This is a genomic window from Rhizobium sullae (assembly GCF_025200715.1).
GTDB classification, from domain to species: domain Bacteria; phylum Pseudomonadota; class Alphaproteobacteria; order Rhizobiales; family Rhizobiaceae; genus Rhizobium; species Rhizobium sullae.
The window spans coordinates 1,548,536-1,563,604 of the sequence record NZ_CP104143.1 but is presented as its reverse complement, the minus strand read 5'-3'; the positions used below and the strand labels follow the sequence as shown (position 1 = coordinate 1,563,604).

15 protein-coding genes are annotated in these 15,069 nt (G+C 61.3%); 6 read left to right on the top strand and 9 right to left on the bottom strand.

Annotated features, from left to right (window positions below; translation table 11 throughout):
- Positions 1-2: 2 nt before the first annotated feature.
- Genes N2599_RS07870 through N2599_RS07845 form a run of 6 tightly spaced genes read right to left on the bottom strand, consistent with a single transcriptional unit; the run spans position 3 to position 5,370 of the window.
- Positions 3-1,637 (bottom strand): NTP transferase domain-containing protein, encoded by a 1,635-nt coding sequence (locus N2599_RS07870; protein ID WP_027512427.1) that lies wholly within the window; start codon positions 1,635-1,637, stop codon positions 3-5.
- Positions 1,634-2,341, bottom strand: a complete 708-nt coding sequence (locus N2599_RS07865) for an XdhC family protein (protein WP_027512426.1) — start codon at positions 2,339-2,341, stop codon at positions 1,634-1,636. The genes N2599_RS07870 and N2599_RS07865 overlap by 4 nt, the downstream gene beginning before the upstream one ends.
- Positions 2,341-2,670, bottom strand: a complete 330-nt coding sequence (locus tag N2599_RS07860; protein ID WP_027512425.1) for an XdhC family protein — start codon at positions 2,668-2,670, stop codon at positions 2,341-2,343. The genes N2599_RS07865 and N2599_RS07860 overlap by 1 nt, the downstream gene beginning before the upstream one ends.
- On the bottom strand, positions 2,667-3,929 hold the full coding sequence (locus tag N2599_RS07855; RefSeq protein ID WP_027512424.1) for a vWA domain-containing protein: 1,263 nt from the start codon (positions 3,927-3,929) through the stop codon (positions 2,667-2,669). Before N2599_RS07855 ends, N2599_RS07860 begins: the two co-directional genes overlap by 4 nt.
- Positions 3,930-3,931: 2 nt before the next feature.
- Complete coding sequence (locus tag N2599_RS07850; protein WP_027512423.1) at positions 3,932-4,855, bottom strand: AAA family ATPase; 924 nt, start codon at positions 4,853-4,855, stop codon at positions 3,932-3,934.
- 20 nt (positions 4,856-4,875) lie between these two features.
- Positions 4,876-5,370: a flavin reductase gene (locus N2599_RS07845; protein ID WP_027512422.1), complete on the bottom strand. Its 495-nt coding sequence runs from the start codon at positions 5,368-5,370 to the stop codon at positions 4,876-4,878.
- Between the two features lie 173 nt (positions 5,371-5,543).
- Between N2599_RS07845 and N2599_RS07840 the strand changes: the two genes are divergently transcribed.
- The 4 genes from N2599_RS07840 (at position 5,544) to purB (ending at position 9,262) form a co-directional block, all read left to right on the top strand.
- Entirely contained in the window at positions 5,544-6,617 is a 1,074-nt protein-coding gene (locus tag N2599_RS07840; protein ID WP_027512421.1) for an ABC transporter substrate-binding protein, read from the top strand.
- 99 nt (positions 6,618-6,716) lie between these two features.
- Positions 6,717-7,394 carry a ribulose-phosphate 3-epimerase gene (gene rpe, locus N2599_RS07835; protein WP_027512420.1) on the top strand — a complete coding sequence of 226 codons (678 nt, stop codon included), beginning with the start codon at positions 6,717-6,719 and terminating at the stop codon, positions 7,392-7,394.
- Positions 7,395-7,410: 16 nt separating this feature from the next.
- Positions 7,411-7,896, top strand: a complete 486-nt coding sequence (locus N2599_RS07830) for a hypothetical protein (RefSeq protein ID WP_027512419.1) — start codon at positions 7,411-7,413, stop codon at positions 7,894-7,896.
- Positions 7,897-7,960: 64 nt separating this feature from the next.
- A complete protein-coding gene (gene purB, locus N2599_RS07825; RefSeq protein WP_027512418.1) occupies positions 7,961-9,262 on the top strand; it encodes an adenylosuccinate lyase in 1,302 nt (433 codons plus the stop codon).
- A gap of 12 nt (positions 9,263-9,274) precedes the next feature.
- Here the strand turns inward: purB and N2599_RS07820 are convergent, their stop codons facing one another.
- The 3 genes from N2599_RS07820 to N2599_RS07810 form a co-directional block, all read right to left on the bottom strand.
- Positions 9,275-10,123: an alpha/beta fold hydrolase gene (locus N2599_RS07820; RefSeq protein ID WP_027512417.1), complete on the bottom strand. Its 849-nt coding sequence runs from the start codon at positions 10,121-10,123 to the stop codon at positions 9,275-9,277.
- 350 nt (positions 10,124-10,473) lie between these two features.
- On the bottom strand, positions 10,474-10,938 hold the full coding sequence (locus N2599_RS07815) for a low affinity iron permease family protein (protein WP_027512416.1): 465 nt from the start codon (positions 10,936-10,938) through the stop codon (positions 10,474-10,476).
- 85 nt (positions 10,939-11,023) lie between these two features.
- Positions 11,024-11,821: a DUF2189 domain-containing protein gene (locus N2599_RS07810; protein WP_027512415.1), complete on the bottom strand. Its 798-nt coding sequence runs from the start codon at positions 11,819-11,821 to the stop codon at positions 11,024-11,026.
- 166 nt (positions 11,822-11,987) lie between these two features.
- On the opposite strand from N2599_RS07810, the gene N2599_RS07805 reads away from it, so the two are divergent.
- Both N2599_RS07805 and N2599_RS07800 read left to right on the top strand, forming a co-directional pair.
- A complete protein-coding gene (locus tag N2599_RS07805; protein ID WP_027512414.1) occupies positions 11,988-12,542 on the top strand; it encodes an RBBP9/YdeN family alpha/beta hydrolase in 555 nt (184 codons plus the stop codon).
- A 153-nt stretch (positions 12,543-12,695) separates the two neighbouring features.
- Positions 12,696-14,921 (top strand): bifunctional diguanylate cyclase/phosphodiesterase, encoded by a 2,226-nt coding sequence (locus N2599_RS07800; protein ID WP_084606591.1) that lies wholly within the window; start codon positions 12,696-12,698, stop codon positions 14,919-14,921.
- Positions 14,922-15,069: the final 148 nt, after the last annotated feature.

The following is a 15,069-nucleotide window of genomic DNA, read 5'->3' as shown; positions in this document are numbered from 1 at the left end:
TTCTATCCTTTCAGTATGCCGCCTGCCGCGGCAATCGCCTCCGGTGTATCCACGTCGAGATGCGCGCTCTCGCCGATGTCGACATCGACGACCGGTAGCCCTGCCGTCTCGATGATGTGGCGCGCACCGACATCGCCTTCGAGCGCAAGCACTGGATGATACAGTGATCGTGGCAGAATGACGGGATTTCCGCGCTTGCCTCCGGAGACCGCCCGAACGATCGCCCGGCCTTCGGCCTGCTCGAATGCGCTGATCAAATGATCGAGGTCCGCCGTCGAGACCCCCGGCATATCCGCAAGCATGACGAGGACGCCGTCTGCGCCGCCCGCATGGGCATTCGCGAAGCCGGCCGCGAGAGAGCTTGCCATGCCGGAAGCATAATCAGCGTTGAAGACCAGCTGCACGCTCAAGCCATCAAGTGCGACTTCAATCTCGGCACGGCGATGACCCGTCACGACCGTGACTGACGAAGCCCTGCTGGCAACAGCAATCGATGCCGAGCGGCGCACCAGCGGCATGCCGTCGAATTCGGCCAGCAGCTTGTGCCGGCCGCCCTCGCCCATGCGGCGCGCCCGGCCGGCGGCAAGCAGGACGATCGCAACGGAAGCATCCGCACGTTTCCTGGCAGGCACGTCGCGCGGCTGTGGCCGCGATTGTATCTCCATCAGCAGGCCTCCGACGCCCATTCCGGTGACGTCGCGCGCGCGCGGTTCCTCGCCGGCCAGGATGCGGTCGAGAACCCAGTCGAAGCCGTTTTCCTTCGGGCTGCGGGCACAGCCCGGAGCGCCGACGACATAAGTTTCGCCGATGCGGCCAAGGACCATCAGATTTCCCGGATCGACCGGCATGCCGACACTTAGGATGCGCCCGCCCGCGTCGCGTATCGCTTCCGGAATGACATCCGCCGCGTCGATGACCGCCGAGGCGCCGAAAACGACGACGAGCTTCGGCGCGTCCTCCGGAATCGCCATGACATCCTTGATCGAGGCCGCAAGCGCCTTAGCCTCATGGGGCACGCGCCGCTCCCGCGACAGCCGGTTGCCGGAAGCGGCCAGTCGCCGCTCCAGGATGCGCGCCGTCTTGTCCATCACCGACACCTTCAACGAGGGCAGCTCCGTGGCAATCAGCGAAACGGCGTGATCGGCAAACGGTTTCACCTGAAATGGTGCGGTCGCGCGGAGCTCGGCGCAGGCAGTATCGATCTTCGCACCTGGAACCGCCAGCGGAATAACCTTGAAGGTCGCCACCATGTCGCCCGCGCTGACATGCGTATGGTCTGCAAGACAGGCGAGCGTGATCGCAGGATCGATGCGGTTCAGCCGATCGACAGCTTCCCGGTTAGCCACAAAAAGCCCGTCCGTCGAGGCATAGATGTTCACGCGGCCAGTCGCTGCCTCCGAAAAGCGGAGATGATCCGGAGCGATCGCCTCACCCAGCCGCGCGGCGGCTTCGTCCTCGCCGAGGTCGCCGTCCTCGAGGCGCGCCGCAACAATCTTCTCCACTCCCGATTTCTTCAGCCACACAACGTCCGCAGCATCAACCACATGTCCTTTCGGCAGCGTCCCGTCCGCCATCTTAATCGAATGGGCGAGCACGAGCCCTTCCGCACCGTTGACACCGAATTCGCCAAAGATCATGCCTTGTCGCCTTTCGGAGACGTGATGTCGCGCGAGCGCAGTGCCTGGATGATCTGCCCAAGAACCGCGACGGCGATCTCCGCCGGGCTGGAGGCGCCGATATCAAGCCCGATCGGGCCCTTGATCCGGGCCAGCTCGCCGTCGGAAAAACCTTCCTTCTTCAGCCGATCGAGACGCGAGCCGTGGGTCTTGCGGCTGCCGAGCGCGCCGATATAGAAGCAGCCGGTCCGAAGCGCCTCGGCAATCGGGAAGTCGTCGATCTTCGGATCGTGCGTGACCGCGACGACGGCCGTGTAGGCATCGAGTGGACGGTCCTTCAGGACATCGATCGGCCAATCAGCCGTCAGGTCTGTCCCGGCGAAACGCTCCGGCGTTGCAAAGGCAGTCCGCGGATCGATGATGCGGACGTCGAAGCCGGCAAGCGCCGCCATCTGCGCCAGGACCTGGCTGATATGCACTGCCCCGATGATGACGATATGCGCCGGCGGCAGATGCACGTTGAGAAAGTATCTGCCGCCATCGATCTCGCAAGTGGCGGACTTGCCAGAGCGGAATGCCGCCGCCACCGCATCACCGAGCGCGCCATCGACAGGCCCGCCTTCGAGGATCACACGATCCGTTCCACGCTCCAGGTCCGTAACCAGCATCACGGCCTTGCGCGCCCGGCGGGCGGCGTTCAGGCGCTCCAGATTGGCAATGTCCATCAGCCGAGCCTTTCGACAAAGACGCGGATGCGGCCGCCGCAGGATAGCCCGACGCGCCAGGCAGTCTCGTCGGCAACCCCGAATTCCAGCATCTTCGCCTTGCCGTCGCCGATCACGTCCATCGCCTCGGCGATGACCGCACCTTCGACGCAGCCGCCGGAGACCGAGCCCTCGAAATTGCCGTCGCCATCGATCACCAGATGGCTGCCAGCGGGGCGCGGAGCCGAACCCCAGGTTTCGATGACGGTCGCGATCGCCACGTCGCGGCCGCTCTTCTTCCATTCCTCCGCCGCCATCAGCGGATCGAGGCGGAAAGACGTCTCGCTCATGCCATGCCTTTCATTTTCTCGAGATAACGCCGCCGATCGTGTGTCGGCGATCTGCCTGCGCCGAGCGCCACAGCAAGGTCGCTCAAGGAGGATAGATTGTGAACCGGACGGAATTCGTCAACATGCGGCAGCATGGCGCGAACGCCGCGAGCCCGCGGCTCGAAGCCATCGAAGCGCAGAAGCGGGTTCAGCCAGATCAGCCGCCGGCAGGATCGGTGTAGCCGGTCCATCTCTTCGGCCAGCAACTCGATGCCTTCCCGCTCCAACCCGTCGGTGATCAGCAGCACCAGGGCTCCCTGGCCGAGGACGCGGCGCGCCCACAACCGGTTGAATTCCTTCAGCGTTTCGCCGATGCGTGTGCCGCCGGACCAGTCCTTCACGGCGCTAGCACATTCGTCCAAGGCTTGGTCCGCATCCTTGTGGCGCATCTGCCGCGTGACGTTGGTGAGCCGCGTTCCAAAAAGGAATGTGTGAACGCGGCGCCTGCTTTCCGTCAGCACATGCAGGAAATGCAGGAAGATGCGGGTGTACTGGCTCATCGAGCCCGAAATATCCGCAAGCACCACCAAGGGTGGCTGGATTTCCTTCTGTTCGCGATAGCGCGGCAGGATCAGCGAGCCGCCGGTGCGCAGCGCCGAGCGCATCGTCGCCCGCGGATCGACCTGCCGGTGAACATGCGATTGCCTGAAGCGCCGCGTCGGCACGCTGTCGAGCGGCAGTTGCAGCCGGGCGAGTTCTTTTCTCGCCAACGCAATTTCCGCCGTCGACATCTGCGCGAAATCCATCCGGCGAAAGACTTCGTTGCCGGATGTGGTGAACCGCGCATCGATTTCGATATCCGGCTCATCGCGAGCTGGTCTATTGTCGCGCCGGTCGCCGAGAAGCGCATCGCTGGCACGCGTCTCACCCACCTTCGCCTTTTCTTTTTCGCGATTGTCGGGGGCACGCGGCGACATCATCGCAATCATCTTCTCCACCAGATCGCGGGAGCGCCAGAAAAGTCTGAAGGTTTCGTCGAAAACAGGCTTGTCCTCGTGACGTTTGACGAAGACTGCAAAGAGCGCCGCGTGGAACTCCTCGCGCGAACCCATGCCGATTGCCTCGACCGCTTCGATGGCATCGACAATGGAACCCGGACCGATCTTGAGACCGGCCTTGCGAAGCGTCCGGGCAAAGAAAACGATATTGTCGGCAAAGCGCCCCTCGCCCTGCGGCAACGGCGGAACCGCGATACTGTCGTGCGGGGCTTGCGTTTCCATCTCTAGCCTGCGGCTCTCAACTCGTCTTTGACCTCGTTCAGCACCTGCACGCCCTCGCCGCCTTGGATGCGCGCAATGTCGTCCTGATATTTCAAAAGTGTGCCGATCGTGTCGGAAATGGTTTCCGGATCAAGCGCCAGACGGTCAAGTTCGGTGAGCGCCGTCGCCCAGTCGATCGTCTCGGCCACCCCGGGATTCTTGAAGAGATCGAGCGTGCGCAGCTTCTGCACATAGGCGACGATCTGCTGCGACAGCGCCTCGTTGCAGCCCGGCACCTTCCGGTGGATGATTTCGAGTTCCTGCTCGGCTTCCGGATAATCAACCCAGTGATAGAGGCAGCGGCGCTTCAACGCATCGTGTACCTCGCGCGTCCGGTTGGTCGTGATGATGACGATCGGCGGCTCGGCGGCCTTGATGGTCCCGAGTTCGGGGATGGTCACCTGGAAATCCGAGAGTACTTCCAGCAGGAAAGCTTCGAAAGCTTCGTCGGTGCGATCGAGCTCGTCGATCAGGAAGACCGGCGCGCGACCGTCTGCGGACGAAAGTGCCTGCAACACCGGGCGGCGGATAAGGTAGCGCTCGGAAAAGATATCGGATTCGATGCGGCTGCGATCCGTCAACCCGGAAGCTTCCGCAAGCCGGATCTCCAGCATCTGCGCCGGATAGTTCCACTCGTAGACGGCGGATGCGATATCGAGGCCTTCGTAGCATTGCAGCCGGATCAGCGGCCGGTCGAGCGCTTTCGAAAGCACCTTTGCGATCTCCGTCTTCCCGACGCCGGCCTCTCCTTCGAGAAACAGCGGCCGTTTCATCTTCAGGGCGAGAAAGAGCACCGTCGCCAGCGACCGGCCCGCGAGATAATCCTCGCCTGCCAGCATGGCGATCGTCTCGTCGATAGACGCGGGCTGCTGCGGATGATCGGGCATATCTCCTCCCTTTTAGGGAGTTATAGCGCGTGGTAGTCCCGGTTCATATAGAGCAGAGCCGGCTTTGTTTCGTTGAAACGCACGGCCACGACCTCGCCGAAGATGATGTGGTGAGTCGACATCTCCTTGATCTCCATGACCTTGCAATCGAAGGAGGCGAGGGAATCCCAGAGCACGGGCGCGCCGGTGACCAACTTCTCGAACCTGCCGCTCGCAAATCGTTCGTCGTTGCTCATCGGCGCGCGTCCCGAAAAGGCGTCGGCGAGCGCCTGGTGATGCGCGCCAAGCGTATTCAGCGCAAAAATCCCGCTCTGAAAAAAAATGTCGTTCTTCGGGTTGCTGTTGTTCAGGCAGACGAGCACGCAGGCAGGATCGTCGGATACCGAGCAGGCAGCGGTGATCGTCACGCCGCGGCGTGTCTCGCCAAGCACCGTTGTCACAAGCTGCACATGACCGCCGAAACGGCTCATGGCATCGCGATAAAGCTGCGGATCGATCGGCTGCCTGTTCAACAAATGCGGTCTCCTGCGGCCGCGCCGCCTATTCTCGTGCCGCTAATATGGATGCCATCGGTTACCTTTTCTACAATGAAGCCGACGAAATGCGGCGCATTCGGCCTGTTTTTCTTTGACGATTGCCGCCGGGCAGCTAAAAGGGCATGGAGGGCGACAGGGAAACGGCGATTTTCATGAATATTCTGCGTGGCATAGCGGCTTTTTCGATGCTGTTTCTGGCAGCCGCCGCAAGCCATGCCACGGGTGTTACGATCGGCGTTGTCGCTCCCCAGGGAGGCAGCCTGCAGCAGCTCGGCGCGCAGGTTTTCGCCGGGGCGAGCTATCAGATCACCAAGGATGGCAACACTGTCGTCGCGATCAATGAGCCCTGCGAGGAAAACAGTAGTGCCGCGATTGCCGATGCGCTGGTGAACGCCAAGGTGCAGGTCGCGATCGGTTTTCTCTGCAGCGAGACGCTGGAAAGCGTACTGCCCAAGCTCAAGGATGCGAACATCCCGGCGATCACCGTCTCGGTGCGCGCCCGCATTCTGATGGAGGATGCATTGAAAAACGGCTGGCCGCTGTTTCGCCTGGCGCCAGCCGATGGCGCCGAAGCCGCACGCATCATCGAAGCGATCCTCAACGACTGGGAGGCAGCCCCGATAGCCCTCATAGAGGACGGCACCATCCATGGCCGCGAACTGACCGAGGCCGTCCGGAATGCGCTTGAGGAAAAAGGGCTGAAGCCCGTCTTTACGGATACCTATCGGCCGGGTCAAGACCAGCAGATCGCCCTCGTCCGCCGCCTGAGGAAGGCCGGTGCCACCAAGGTTTTCATCGGCGGCGACCGCGCCGACGTCGCTGTCATCGCTCGAGACGCCGCAGCGGAGAAGATTCCGCTCGATATTCTGGGCGGAGATGCCATGCGGGCGGCAAATCAGCCGCTGCCGCTTCCAGACGGCGTGCGTGCGGTCACCATGCCGGAATTCGACACGTTGCGGCCCGCACAAGCCGCAGCGGCAGCATTGCGGGCGCAAGGCATCGAGCCTGAAGGCTATGTCCTGCCGGCAGTCGCAGCAGCAGCCATCGCGCAGCAGGCGGCAACGACTGCCACGGCGGAAGGAGAGACGGTGGCGGAAAAACTCGTCGGGACGACGTTCTATACGCCGATCGGCGATCTGACGTTCACCGCCGGCCACGAGCTTTCGGAGAACCCTTACAGGCTGCTGGAATGGCGCCGCGGCACGTTCGCCGCGCCCGGAGATTAGAATGCCATTTACGCAGAGTTTACGGGTGCGCGCCATGCTGTTGCCCGTTCGCCCGTGTCCTGCTAAACCGCCGCGAATTCCCGAGGAGTGAGAAGTACCATGACCCTGCCAATCCGGATCGCCCCCTCCATCTTGGCTGCGGATTTTGCCAAGCTCGGACAGGAAGTGCGCGACGTCACGGCAGCAGGCGCCGACTGGATCCACCTCGACGTCATGGACGGCCATTTCGTGCCGAACATCTCCTTCGGCGCCGACGTCATCAAATCGTTGCGCTCCTATACGGACGCAACCTTCGACTGCCACCTGATGATCTCGCCGGCTGATCCCTATCTAGAGGCCTTCGCCAAGGCCGGCTGCGACCGCATCACGGTCCATGCCGAGGCAGGTCCGCATCTTCACCGCTCGCTGCAGACGATCCGCAATCTCGGCAAGAGGGCCGGCGTGACGATCAATCCGGCAACGCCGCTGTCGGCGATCGAAAATGTTCTCGACGACGTCGACCTCATCCTCATCATGTCGGTGAACCCCGGCTTCGGCGGCCAGAAATTCATTCCCGCGATGGCCGGGAAGATTGCCGCCGCGAAATCCCTGATCGGTGACAGGCCGATCGAGCTTGAGGTCGACGGCGGCGTCACGGTCGAGACCGCGCCGATCGTCGGCAAGGCGGGCGGCAATGTGCTCGTTGCTGGCTCGGCGATCTTCAAGGGTGGCTCGGTCGACGCCTACCGCAAGGCCATCAGCGACCTGCGAAGCGCTGCCGAGGCCGGGCGCGCATGAGATTAGATCCCTGACAATGGAACGGATACGCGCTGCCAGACCACCCTATTTCGAGCTGTTTGGCGGCGCGGCGCTTTGGGGCCTCATGATGATGGCCTCGGCGATGACGACGCTTTACATGCGCAACCGCTTCGAGACGGGCCACGCGATCGAACTGGCGCGTCTCTATTTTGCGGGTGGACTTCTCTCCTGGCCCTTCATGTTGCCGATTGCCCGCTTCTTTGCTTATCGGCGGCGGATCGAAACGCGCTTTGCCGCCTTCTTCGTCTGCCTGACGGCAGGCACGATGCTGATGACGGCATTCCTCTTTTCCATGGACTACCGCATTTTCTATTCGCGCTGGCACGCGCCGTTCGGCAGCCTCATCTGGACCTATCAGCTCATCTTTACCGGCGCGAACGCCGTCTATCAGTTCCTCGTGCTCGGTCTGCGGCTCTTCTTGCCGTTTGGCCTGGTCTGCCTGCTTGTAACCAGCTACGCGCTTGCGAAACGCATGCGTTGAGATTACCGCGCGTCTTTGCTACAGGGGCGCCAGAAAGTCTTCCTCGCAACGAAAGCAGTGAGCCATGATCCCGCGTTACTCCCGCCCAGAGATGGTCGCCATCTGGTCGCCCGAAACCAAGTTCCGCATTTGGTTCGAGATCGAAGCGCATGCCTGCGACGCGCTGGCCGAACTCGGCGTCATTCCGAAGGACGCAGCAAAGACGATCTGGGAAAAGGGAGGGGCTGCCAAGTTCGACGTCGCCAGGATCGACGAGATCGAAGCGGTCACCAAACATGACGTCATCGCCTTCCTGACGCACCTTGCCGAATTCGTTGGGCCTGACAGCCGCTTCGTCCATCAGGGGATGACCTCGTCCGACGTGCTCGACACCACGCTCAACATCCAGCTGGTGCGCGCCGCCGACATTTTGCTTGCCGGCATGGACCGCGTGCTCGCCGCGCTCAAGACGCGTGCCTTCGAGCACAAGGACACGGTCCGCATCGGCCGCAGCCACGGTATCCACGCCGAGCCGACCACTATGGGGCTAACCCTTGCCCGCTTCTATGCCGAGATGAACCGCAACCGCGCCCGCCTCGTTGCGGCGCGCGCCGAGATTGCCACCGGTGCCATCTCCGGAGCAGTCGGCACCTTCGCCAATATCGACCCGCGCGTCGAGGAGCATGTCTGCGCCAAGCTCGGTCTCACGCCCGAGCCGGTTTCGACCCAGGTCATTCCCCGCGACCGCCATGCGATGTTCTTCGCCACGCTCGGCGTCATCGCCTCGTCGATCGAGAACGTTGCGATCGAAATCCGCCACATGCAGCGCACCGAGGTTCTGGAAGCCGAGGAATTCTTCTCGCCGGGCCAGAAGGGCTCGTCCGCTATGCCGCACAAGCGCAATCCGGTTCTCACCGAAAACCTGACCGGCCTTGCCCGCCTGGTGCGCATGTCAGTCGTTCCGGCACTGGAGAACGTCGCACTCTGGCACGAGCGCGATATCAGCCACTCGAGCGTCGAGCGCGCCATCGGCCCGGATACAACGATTACGCTGGATTTTGCCCTGAACCGCCTGGCCGGCGTCGTCGAAAAGCTCGTGATTTACCCCGAAAACATGGAGAAGAACCTCAACAAGTTCCGCGGCCTCGTCCATTCGCAGCGGGTTCTTCTGGCCCTTACCCAGGCGGGCGTTTCCCGCGAGGACGCCTATCGCCTCGTGCAGCGCAACGCCATGAAGGTCTGGGAACAGGGCATGGACTTTCTCGAAGAACTACTCGCCGACCAGGAAGTCCGTGCAGCACTGTCCGAAGAAGATCTCCGCGAGAAGTTCGACCTTGGCTACCATACCAAACATGTGGACACTATCTTCAAGCGCGTTTTCGGCTAACCACGGAGCGCTTTATTGCCGGTTTCCGGTATGTGAAACGATCGCGCTAACGATCTGCGGCCAATCTTCTCTGTGAAGCTCATGACCGCCGCCCTCGACGCGTTGCAGCGTCGAGCCGGAAACCGCTCGGACGAGAGCTTCGCCATGAGCGATTGGAAATATCGGGTCGGAAGTTCCATGAATGACGAGGAGCGGCACCGACAGGTCGCCCGCGTTCTTGGGGCTACCGTCGTCACCACCTTCGAGCAGGAAATGATTAGTCGCGCTTGCAAAGGAGCGCGCCCGATCTAGGTCCTGTTCTACTAACCGTCGTGCAGCGCCGGCATCATGCGGATGCAAAGTGCTGGCTACCATGCGCGCATCCCTTGTCATGAAGTCGAGGACGCTTGCGCGGTTGCTCCAGTCGACCGCCTCTGCCGTTGCCGCGTGCTCGCCATAGGCTTCCGTGAACGGCGGCAGACCGTCAATCCCCAGCGGACTGGAGCTGATTAACGTCAGCGTCTTGACGCGATCCGGATGGCCAAGCGTTACCCACTGAGCGATCATGCCGCCGAGCGACATCCCGACGAGATGGGCCGTTTCGATCCCATATCCGTCAAGGATCGCGATTGCATCTTCCGCCATATCAGCGAAGGCATAGCCTGGTTCACCGGTTGGATAGGCCGTGGAGAGCCCGGTGTCCCGATTGTCGTAACGGATCACGTACCGGCCGGAAGCCGCAATACGCTCGCAGAATTCGTCCGGCCACCATAGCATCGAAGCCATCGCGCCCATGATGAGCAGCACTGCGGGATTCGAATGATCGCCGAATGTTTCTGTCGCCAGTTTCACGTCTCCGCTGTTGATCGTCAATTTGACCATGCTTGTTCCTTCTCGATTGGGAAGCCTTCCGCCCCGCGCACTGCGTCTTCTGCTCGCTTCACGATGAGCTCACGAGCGTGGTGAGTGACGGCTGCTCTGCCGATAAGGATGTGTGATTGCAATTAGCAACTGGTTGCAGAATAAAATCAAAATTGCGTGCATGCAACCGATTTTTATACGGATGCAACAGGATGAAGCAGGCGCGCCAACGACGTGAGAGGAACGGGAGATGTTTGTGATTTCCGAAGAAATCGCCCACACGGGAATATCTCATGGGCTGCTATGAGGGATATTCCCGCCAACCGCCACTTTCGATATTTCGGGGAACGCTGACGTCAGGGGGGCCGTTTTCATTTCTGCTTTCGTGCTTTCGACGGCGCAACGCGTTTACTGCCCGGCGATCTCGTGCCTTTTCTTCCACCAGCCTCCGATACCGAGCCGGCTTCCGTCGAGCCTTTCTCTTTGGCGGCCTTTGCCACCAACCGGTCCATGTGTTCCAGAGCCTCGTCGTCGAGATTTTCGATGCCGATGAAGCGGTTCTCGGCACGGCTGGTCAGGATGAGTTCATCGAGCTTGGCCTGGATGGCGCGGGTATCGCGCGTCTGCGCGTTCTGCAGTACGAACACCATGAGGAAGGTCACGATCGTCGTGCCGGTATTGATGACCAGCTGCCATGTTTCCGAATAGTCGAAGAAAGGCCCTGAGACGGCCCAAACGATGACGGTCGCAAGCGCGAGGACGAAAATAGCCGGCTTGCCCGCCCATTCCGACACCGTGCTGGCGAAACGGGCAAAGACCTGCTGCGGCGTTGCCATGGCAACCTCCTTCAAAAGCATCGTCAGATTAACTTTGAAAGAGGTTGCAGGTTCCGCCCGCTTAACGCACAGACTGCAGCTCGCCTTATGCGGGCGCGATCAGTTTTCTATAGAGATGCCATGTCGCGTGGCCGAGTATAGGCATCACTAGGGCCAGGCCGACGAACAGCGGGATCGTGCCCACGATCAGCGCCGCGGCAATGATCAAGCCCCACAGCATGACCGGCAGCGGATTGACGACAGTGGCGCGGATCGATGCCGCCATCGCAGCCACGAGCCCGACGTCGCGATCGAGAAGTAGAGGGAAAGTGACGACGGTCGTCGCCAGAACCACGATCGCGAAGACAAGTCCCAGCAGATTGCCCCAGACGATCAACTGTATGCCTTCGGACGTGCCAAATATCTGCGATATGAACACCTCCATCGACCGTGGGAAAACGTCGCCGAACAGGCTCGTGTAGAGTGCCTGAGCGGCAACGAGCCAGACGATGAAGAAGCCAAACAGCAGCAATCCGCCGACGATGATGGACGGCAAGGCGGGCGACTGCCTGACTTCGAGCGCATGCGCCCACGACGTATCGAGACCGGCCTCACGGCGCCGGCTGATTTCGTAGAGCCCGATGGCGGCGATCGGCCCGATCAGCGCGAAGCCGGACATCAGCGGAAAGATCATCGGCAACAGGTTGGCGCCCGATGACGCAAGGAAGAGGAAAATGCCGGCGATCGGATACATGAGGCATAAGAACACGTAGTGAGAAGGCTTTTCGCGAAAATCGTCCAGCCCCCGCCGGAGCGCGTCGAAGACGTCTGCGGTACTGATCTTGTTGACGGCAAGGCGCGCATAGCGCTCACCGGATCCTGTCATGACATGAAATGCCGGCATGGCTTTCTCCTCCGTAAGCCGATCAACCGGCGGCGGAAAAGTGTCGGCAATGACGCAGCCGACACGAGAATCCGCAACCGGCAATGGCGCGATCATAACGAATTTCGCCGCCGTTGTCGCGCTTTCCCTTGACAGAGCGGCCAAGCTTTCTCACATCGGCGGCATCATGAAAGCTTCTGACCTCGATATTCTCATCATCCCCGGCTACACGAATTCCGGTCCCGACCACTGGCAGAGCCGCTGGGAAGCAAAGCTCAGCACGGCGCGGCGCGTCGAACAGGCCGAATGGTCGAAGCCGGTCCTCGACGATTGGGTCGCCCGCATCGCCGAGGAAGTGAACGCCTCCTCCCGCCCCGTTGTCCTTGTCGCCCACTCGCTTGGCATACCGTCGGCCATCCACGCGATCCCGCGTTTCAGGAAGAAGGTGGCCGGCGCCTTCTTCGTGGCGCCGCCCGAGGTCGCCAACCCGAAGATCCGCCCGAAGCATCTGATGACTTTCGGCCCCTACCCGCGCGAGCCACTGCCCTTCCCTGCGATCACGGTGGCAAGCCGCAACGATCCTTTCGGCAGCTATGAGCATGCCGACGACATCGCCGCAAGCTGGGGCTCGCTTCTGATCGACGCCGGCGAATCTGGCCATATCAACGCGGAGTCAGGTCACGGCCCCTGGCCCGAAGGCACGATGGTCTTCGCGCAATTCCTGAGCCGCCTGAAGCCTTAGGCTCTGGAAAACCGAAAGTTTTCCACGTCCTTCAGGCATTGCTTAACAATTATTTTATTCAATAACTTCAAACTGCCTACACGCGAATTGAGCGAGTGCGCAGTGAAGAATCGAAAACAGGTCAGCGCCATCGATACGGACGACAAGCTTGTGATGAAGCCGGCACCGGATGCCTCCGATCTGGCTGAACGCGAGAGCCGTTGGAACTATGCGCTCGTTGGTTCCGGGCTCGGCGTCTGGGATCACAACAACCGGGCCGGGACCAAATACTACTCCGACACTTGGAAGGAAATCCGCGGCCTGGCTCCGGACGAGGAAGCCGACGGGGACTATGAGGAATGGATCAAACTTCTTCATCCCGATGACCGGGATTTCGTCATTGAGGCCATCGGAAAGCAGATCGCCGGCGACCCGGATTACCATGTTTTCGAATACCGGGAGCGCCACAGGGACGGCCATTGGGTCTGGATCGAATGCCGCGGCGCGTGTGTGGAGTGGGACGAAGACGGCGCCCCTGCGCGCATCGTCGGCACGGATACGGACATCACGGCCCGCAAGCGATCCGAGGAAATGCTCGAGCACCTATCGCGCAGGCTGGATCTCGCTCTCGAAATCTCGCGCATCGGCGTTTTTGAAGCCGATCTCGATGCCGGAACCGTCGAGTGGGACGACCGCTTGCTGGCGATGTACGGGCTTGAGGGCACGCCGCGCATAAAGCTCAGTGAAGCATGGGAGCAGGCGCTGCATCCGGATGACCGCGAAGGCACGCTGAAGAACTTGGAAATAAGTCTCGAAAAAGACCGCGGCCTGCTGCAAGAGTTCCGCATCATCCGCGGCGACGGCGCCGAACGCGTCATTCGCGCCCGCTCGGCTTTCTTCTTGGATGCCGACGGCAAGCGCAAGCTCATTGGCGCAAATTGGGATGTGACCGAAGAGGTCAGTCTTCGCAACGATCTGCAGAAGGCGAAGGATCTCGCGGAAGCCCGCAATCAGGAGCTCGAAGCCGCCAGGGAAAGCATCGAGCATCTGGCGCTTCACGACTATCTCACTGAGCTGCCAAACCGCCGCTATCTCGACCGCATGCTTGACGAGCGCTCCCGCGAATGCCGCGAGAATGGCCTGACGCTCGCAGTCCTGCATATCGACCTCGATCGCTTCAAGCAAATCAACGATACGCTCGGCCACCGCGCCGGCGATGCCATGCTGAAACATGTGGCCAGGGTGCTGAAAGAGAGTGTGCGCTCGAGCGATTTCGTTGCGCGCATCGGCGGCGACGAGTTCGTTGTAGTCTGCACGATCGACAGCGCTCCGAAAAAGCTTTCCAACATGGCGGCCCGCATCATCCGCGAGCTGAGCAAGCCGGTCCGCTACGAAGGCCACGACTGCCGCTTCGGAGCCAGCATCGGCATCGCCGCCGACAGCGGCAGGGATCTCGATGCAAAGCAGTTGCTGCTCAATGCCGATATCGCGCTTTACCGCGCCAAGGGCGCAGGCCGCAACCGCCATGAATTCTTCTCGAGGGACGCCCGCCGCACCATCATTGCGGCAAAGCGCCTGTCGGATGAAATGCTGCTTGGACTGGAGCGCAACGAATTCATTCCCTTCTATCAATTGCAGTTCCATGCCCGGACCCTGGAGGTTGCCGGCGTGGAGACGCTGGCGCGCTGGCGGCATCCGGAGCACGCACTGCTGACACCCGGCCACTTCCTGACGATTGCCGAAGATCTCGACGTCGTCTCGGCGATCGACAGCCTGATCCTCGAAAAGGCGCTGGCCGATCGCGCCGCCTGGGCGAGAGACGGTTTTGTCGCACCGAAGCTTTCGGTGAATGTTTCCTCCAGGCGCTTGGCCGATCCGGGCCTTGGCAAGAAGCTGCGGGCGCAAAGAATCGAGCCGGGCATCCTCTCCTTCGAACTCCTGGAATCCATATCGCTTGACGATTGCGACGATGCCGTCCTGGCCAATCTCAGGCAGTTTCGCAAGCTCGGGATCGATATCGAGATCGATGACTTTGGTACAGGCCACGCCTCGATCGTCAGCTTACTCAAGCTCAGCCCGCGCACGCTGAAGATCGACCGGGAGCTGATCCGCATGCTGCCGCAGTCGGCCGAGCAGAGAAAGCTCGTCCGCTCCATCATCGACATCGGCCGTTCGCTGAACATCCTCGTCACGGCCGAGGGCGTCGAAAGCATGGATCATGTCCGCGTCCTCGGCGATCTCGGCTGCGACATGCTGCAAGGTTATGCGCTGGCGCGGCCGATGCCGGCTATGCAGATTCCGGCTTTTGTACGCAATGCGGGCTGGCGGCGGCACGACGGCGGCGCCCGCGCCCTTCAGGGCGCTCTTCGCCACCAAATCAAAAGCAACCGCAGCAAATAAAGCTTGCATAAGCGGCCGCGCTGGCGGCAGCGATTCCACGGTGTCACAAAAACCTGTAAGCTTGTATCCAGAAAATCTTCGATTCTCTTGGGCCAAGTTCCTACATATTGGAATTGGGAGAAGGAGTGACAGGCGCATTGTGAAACTC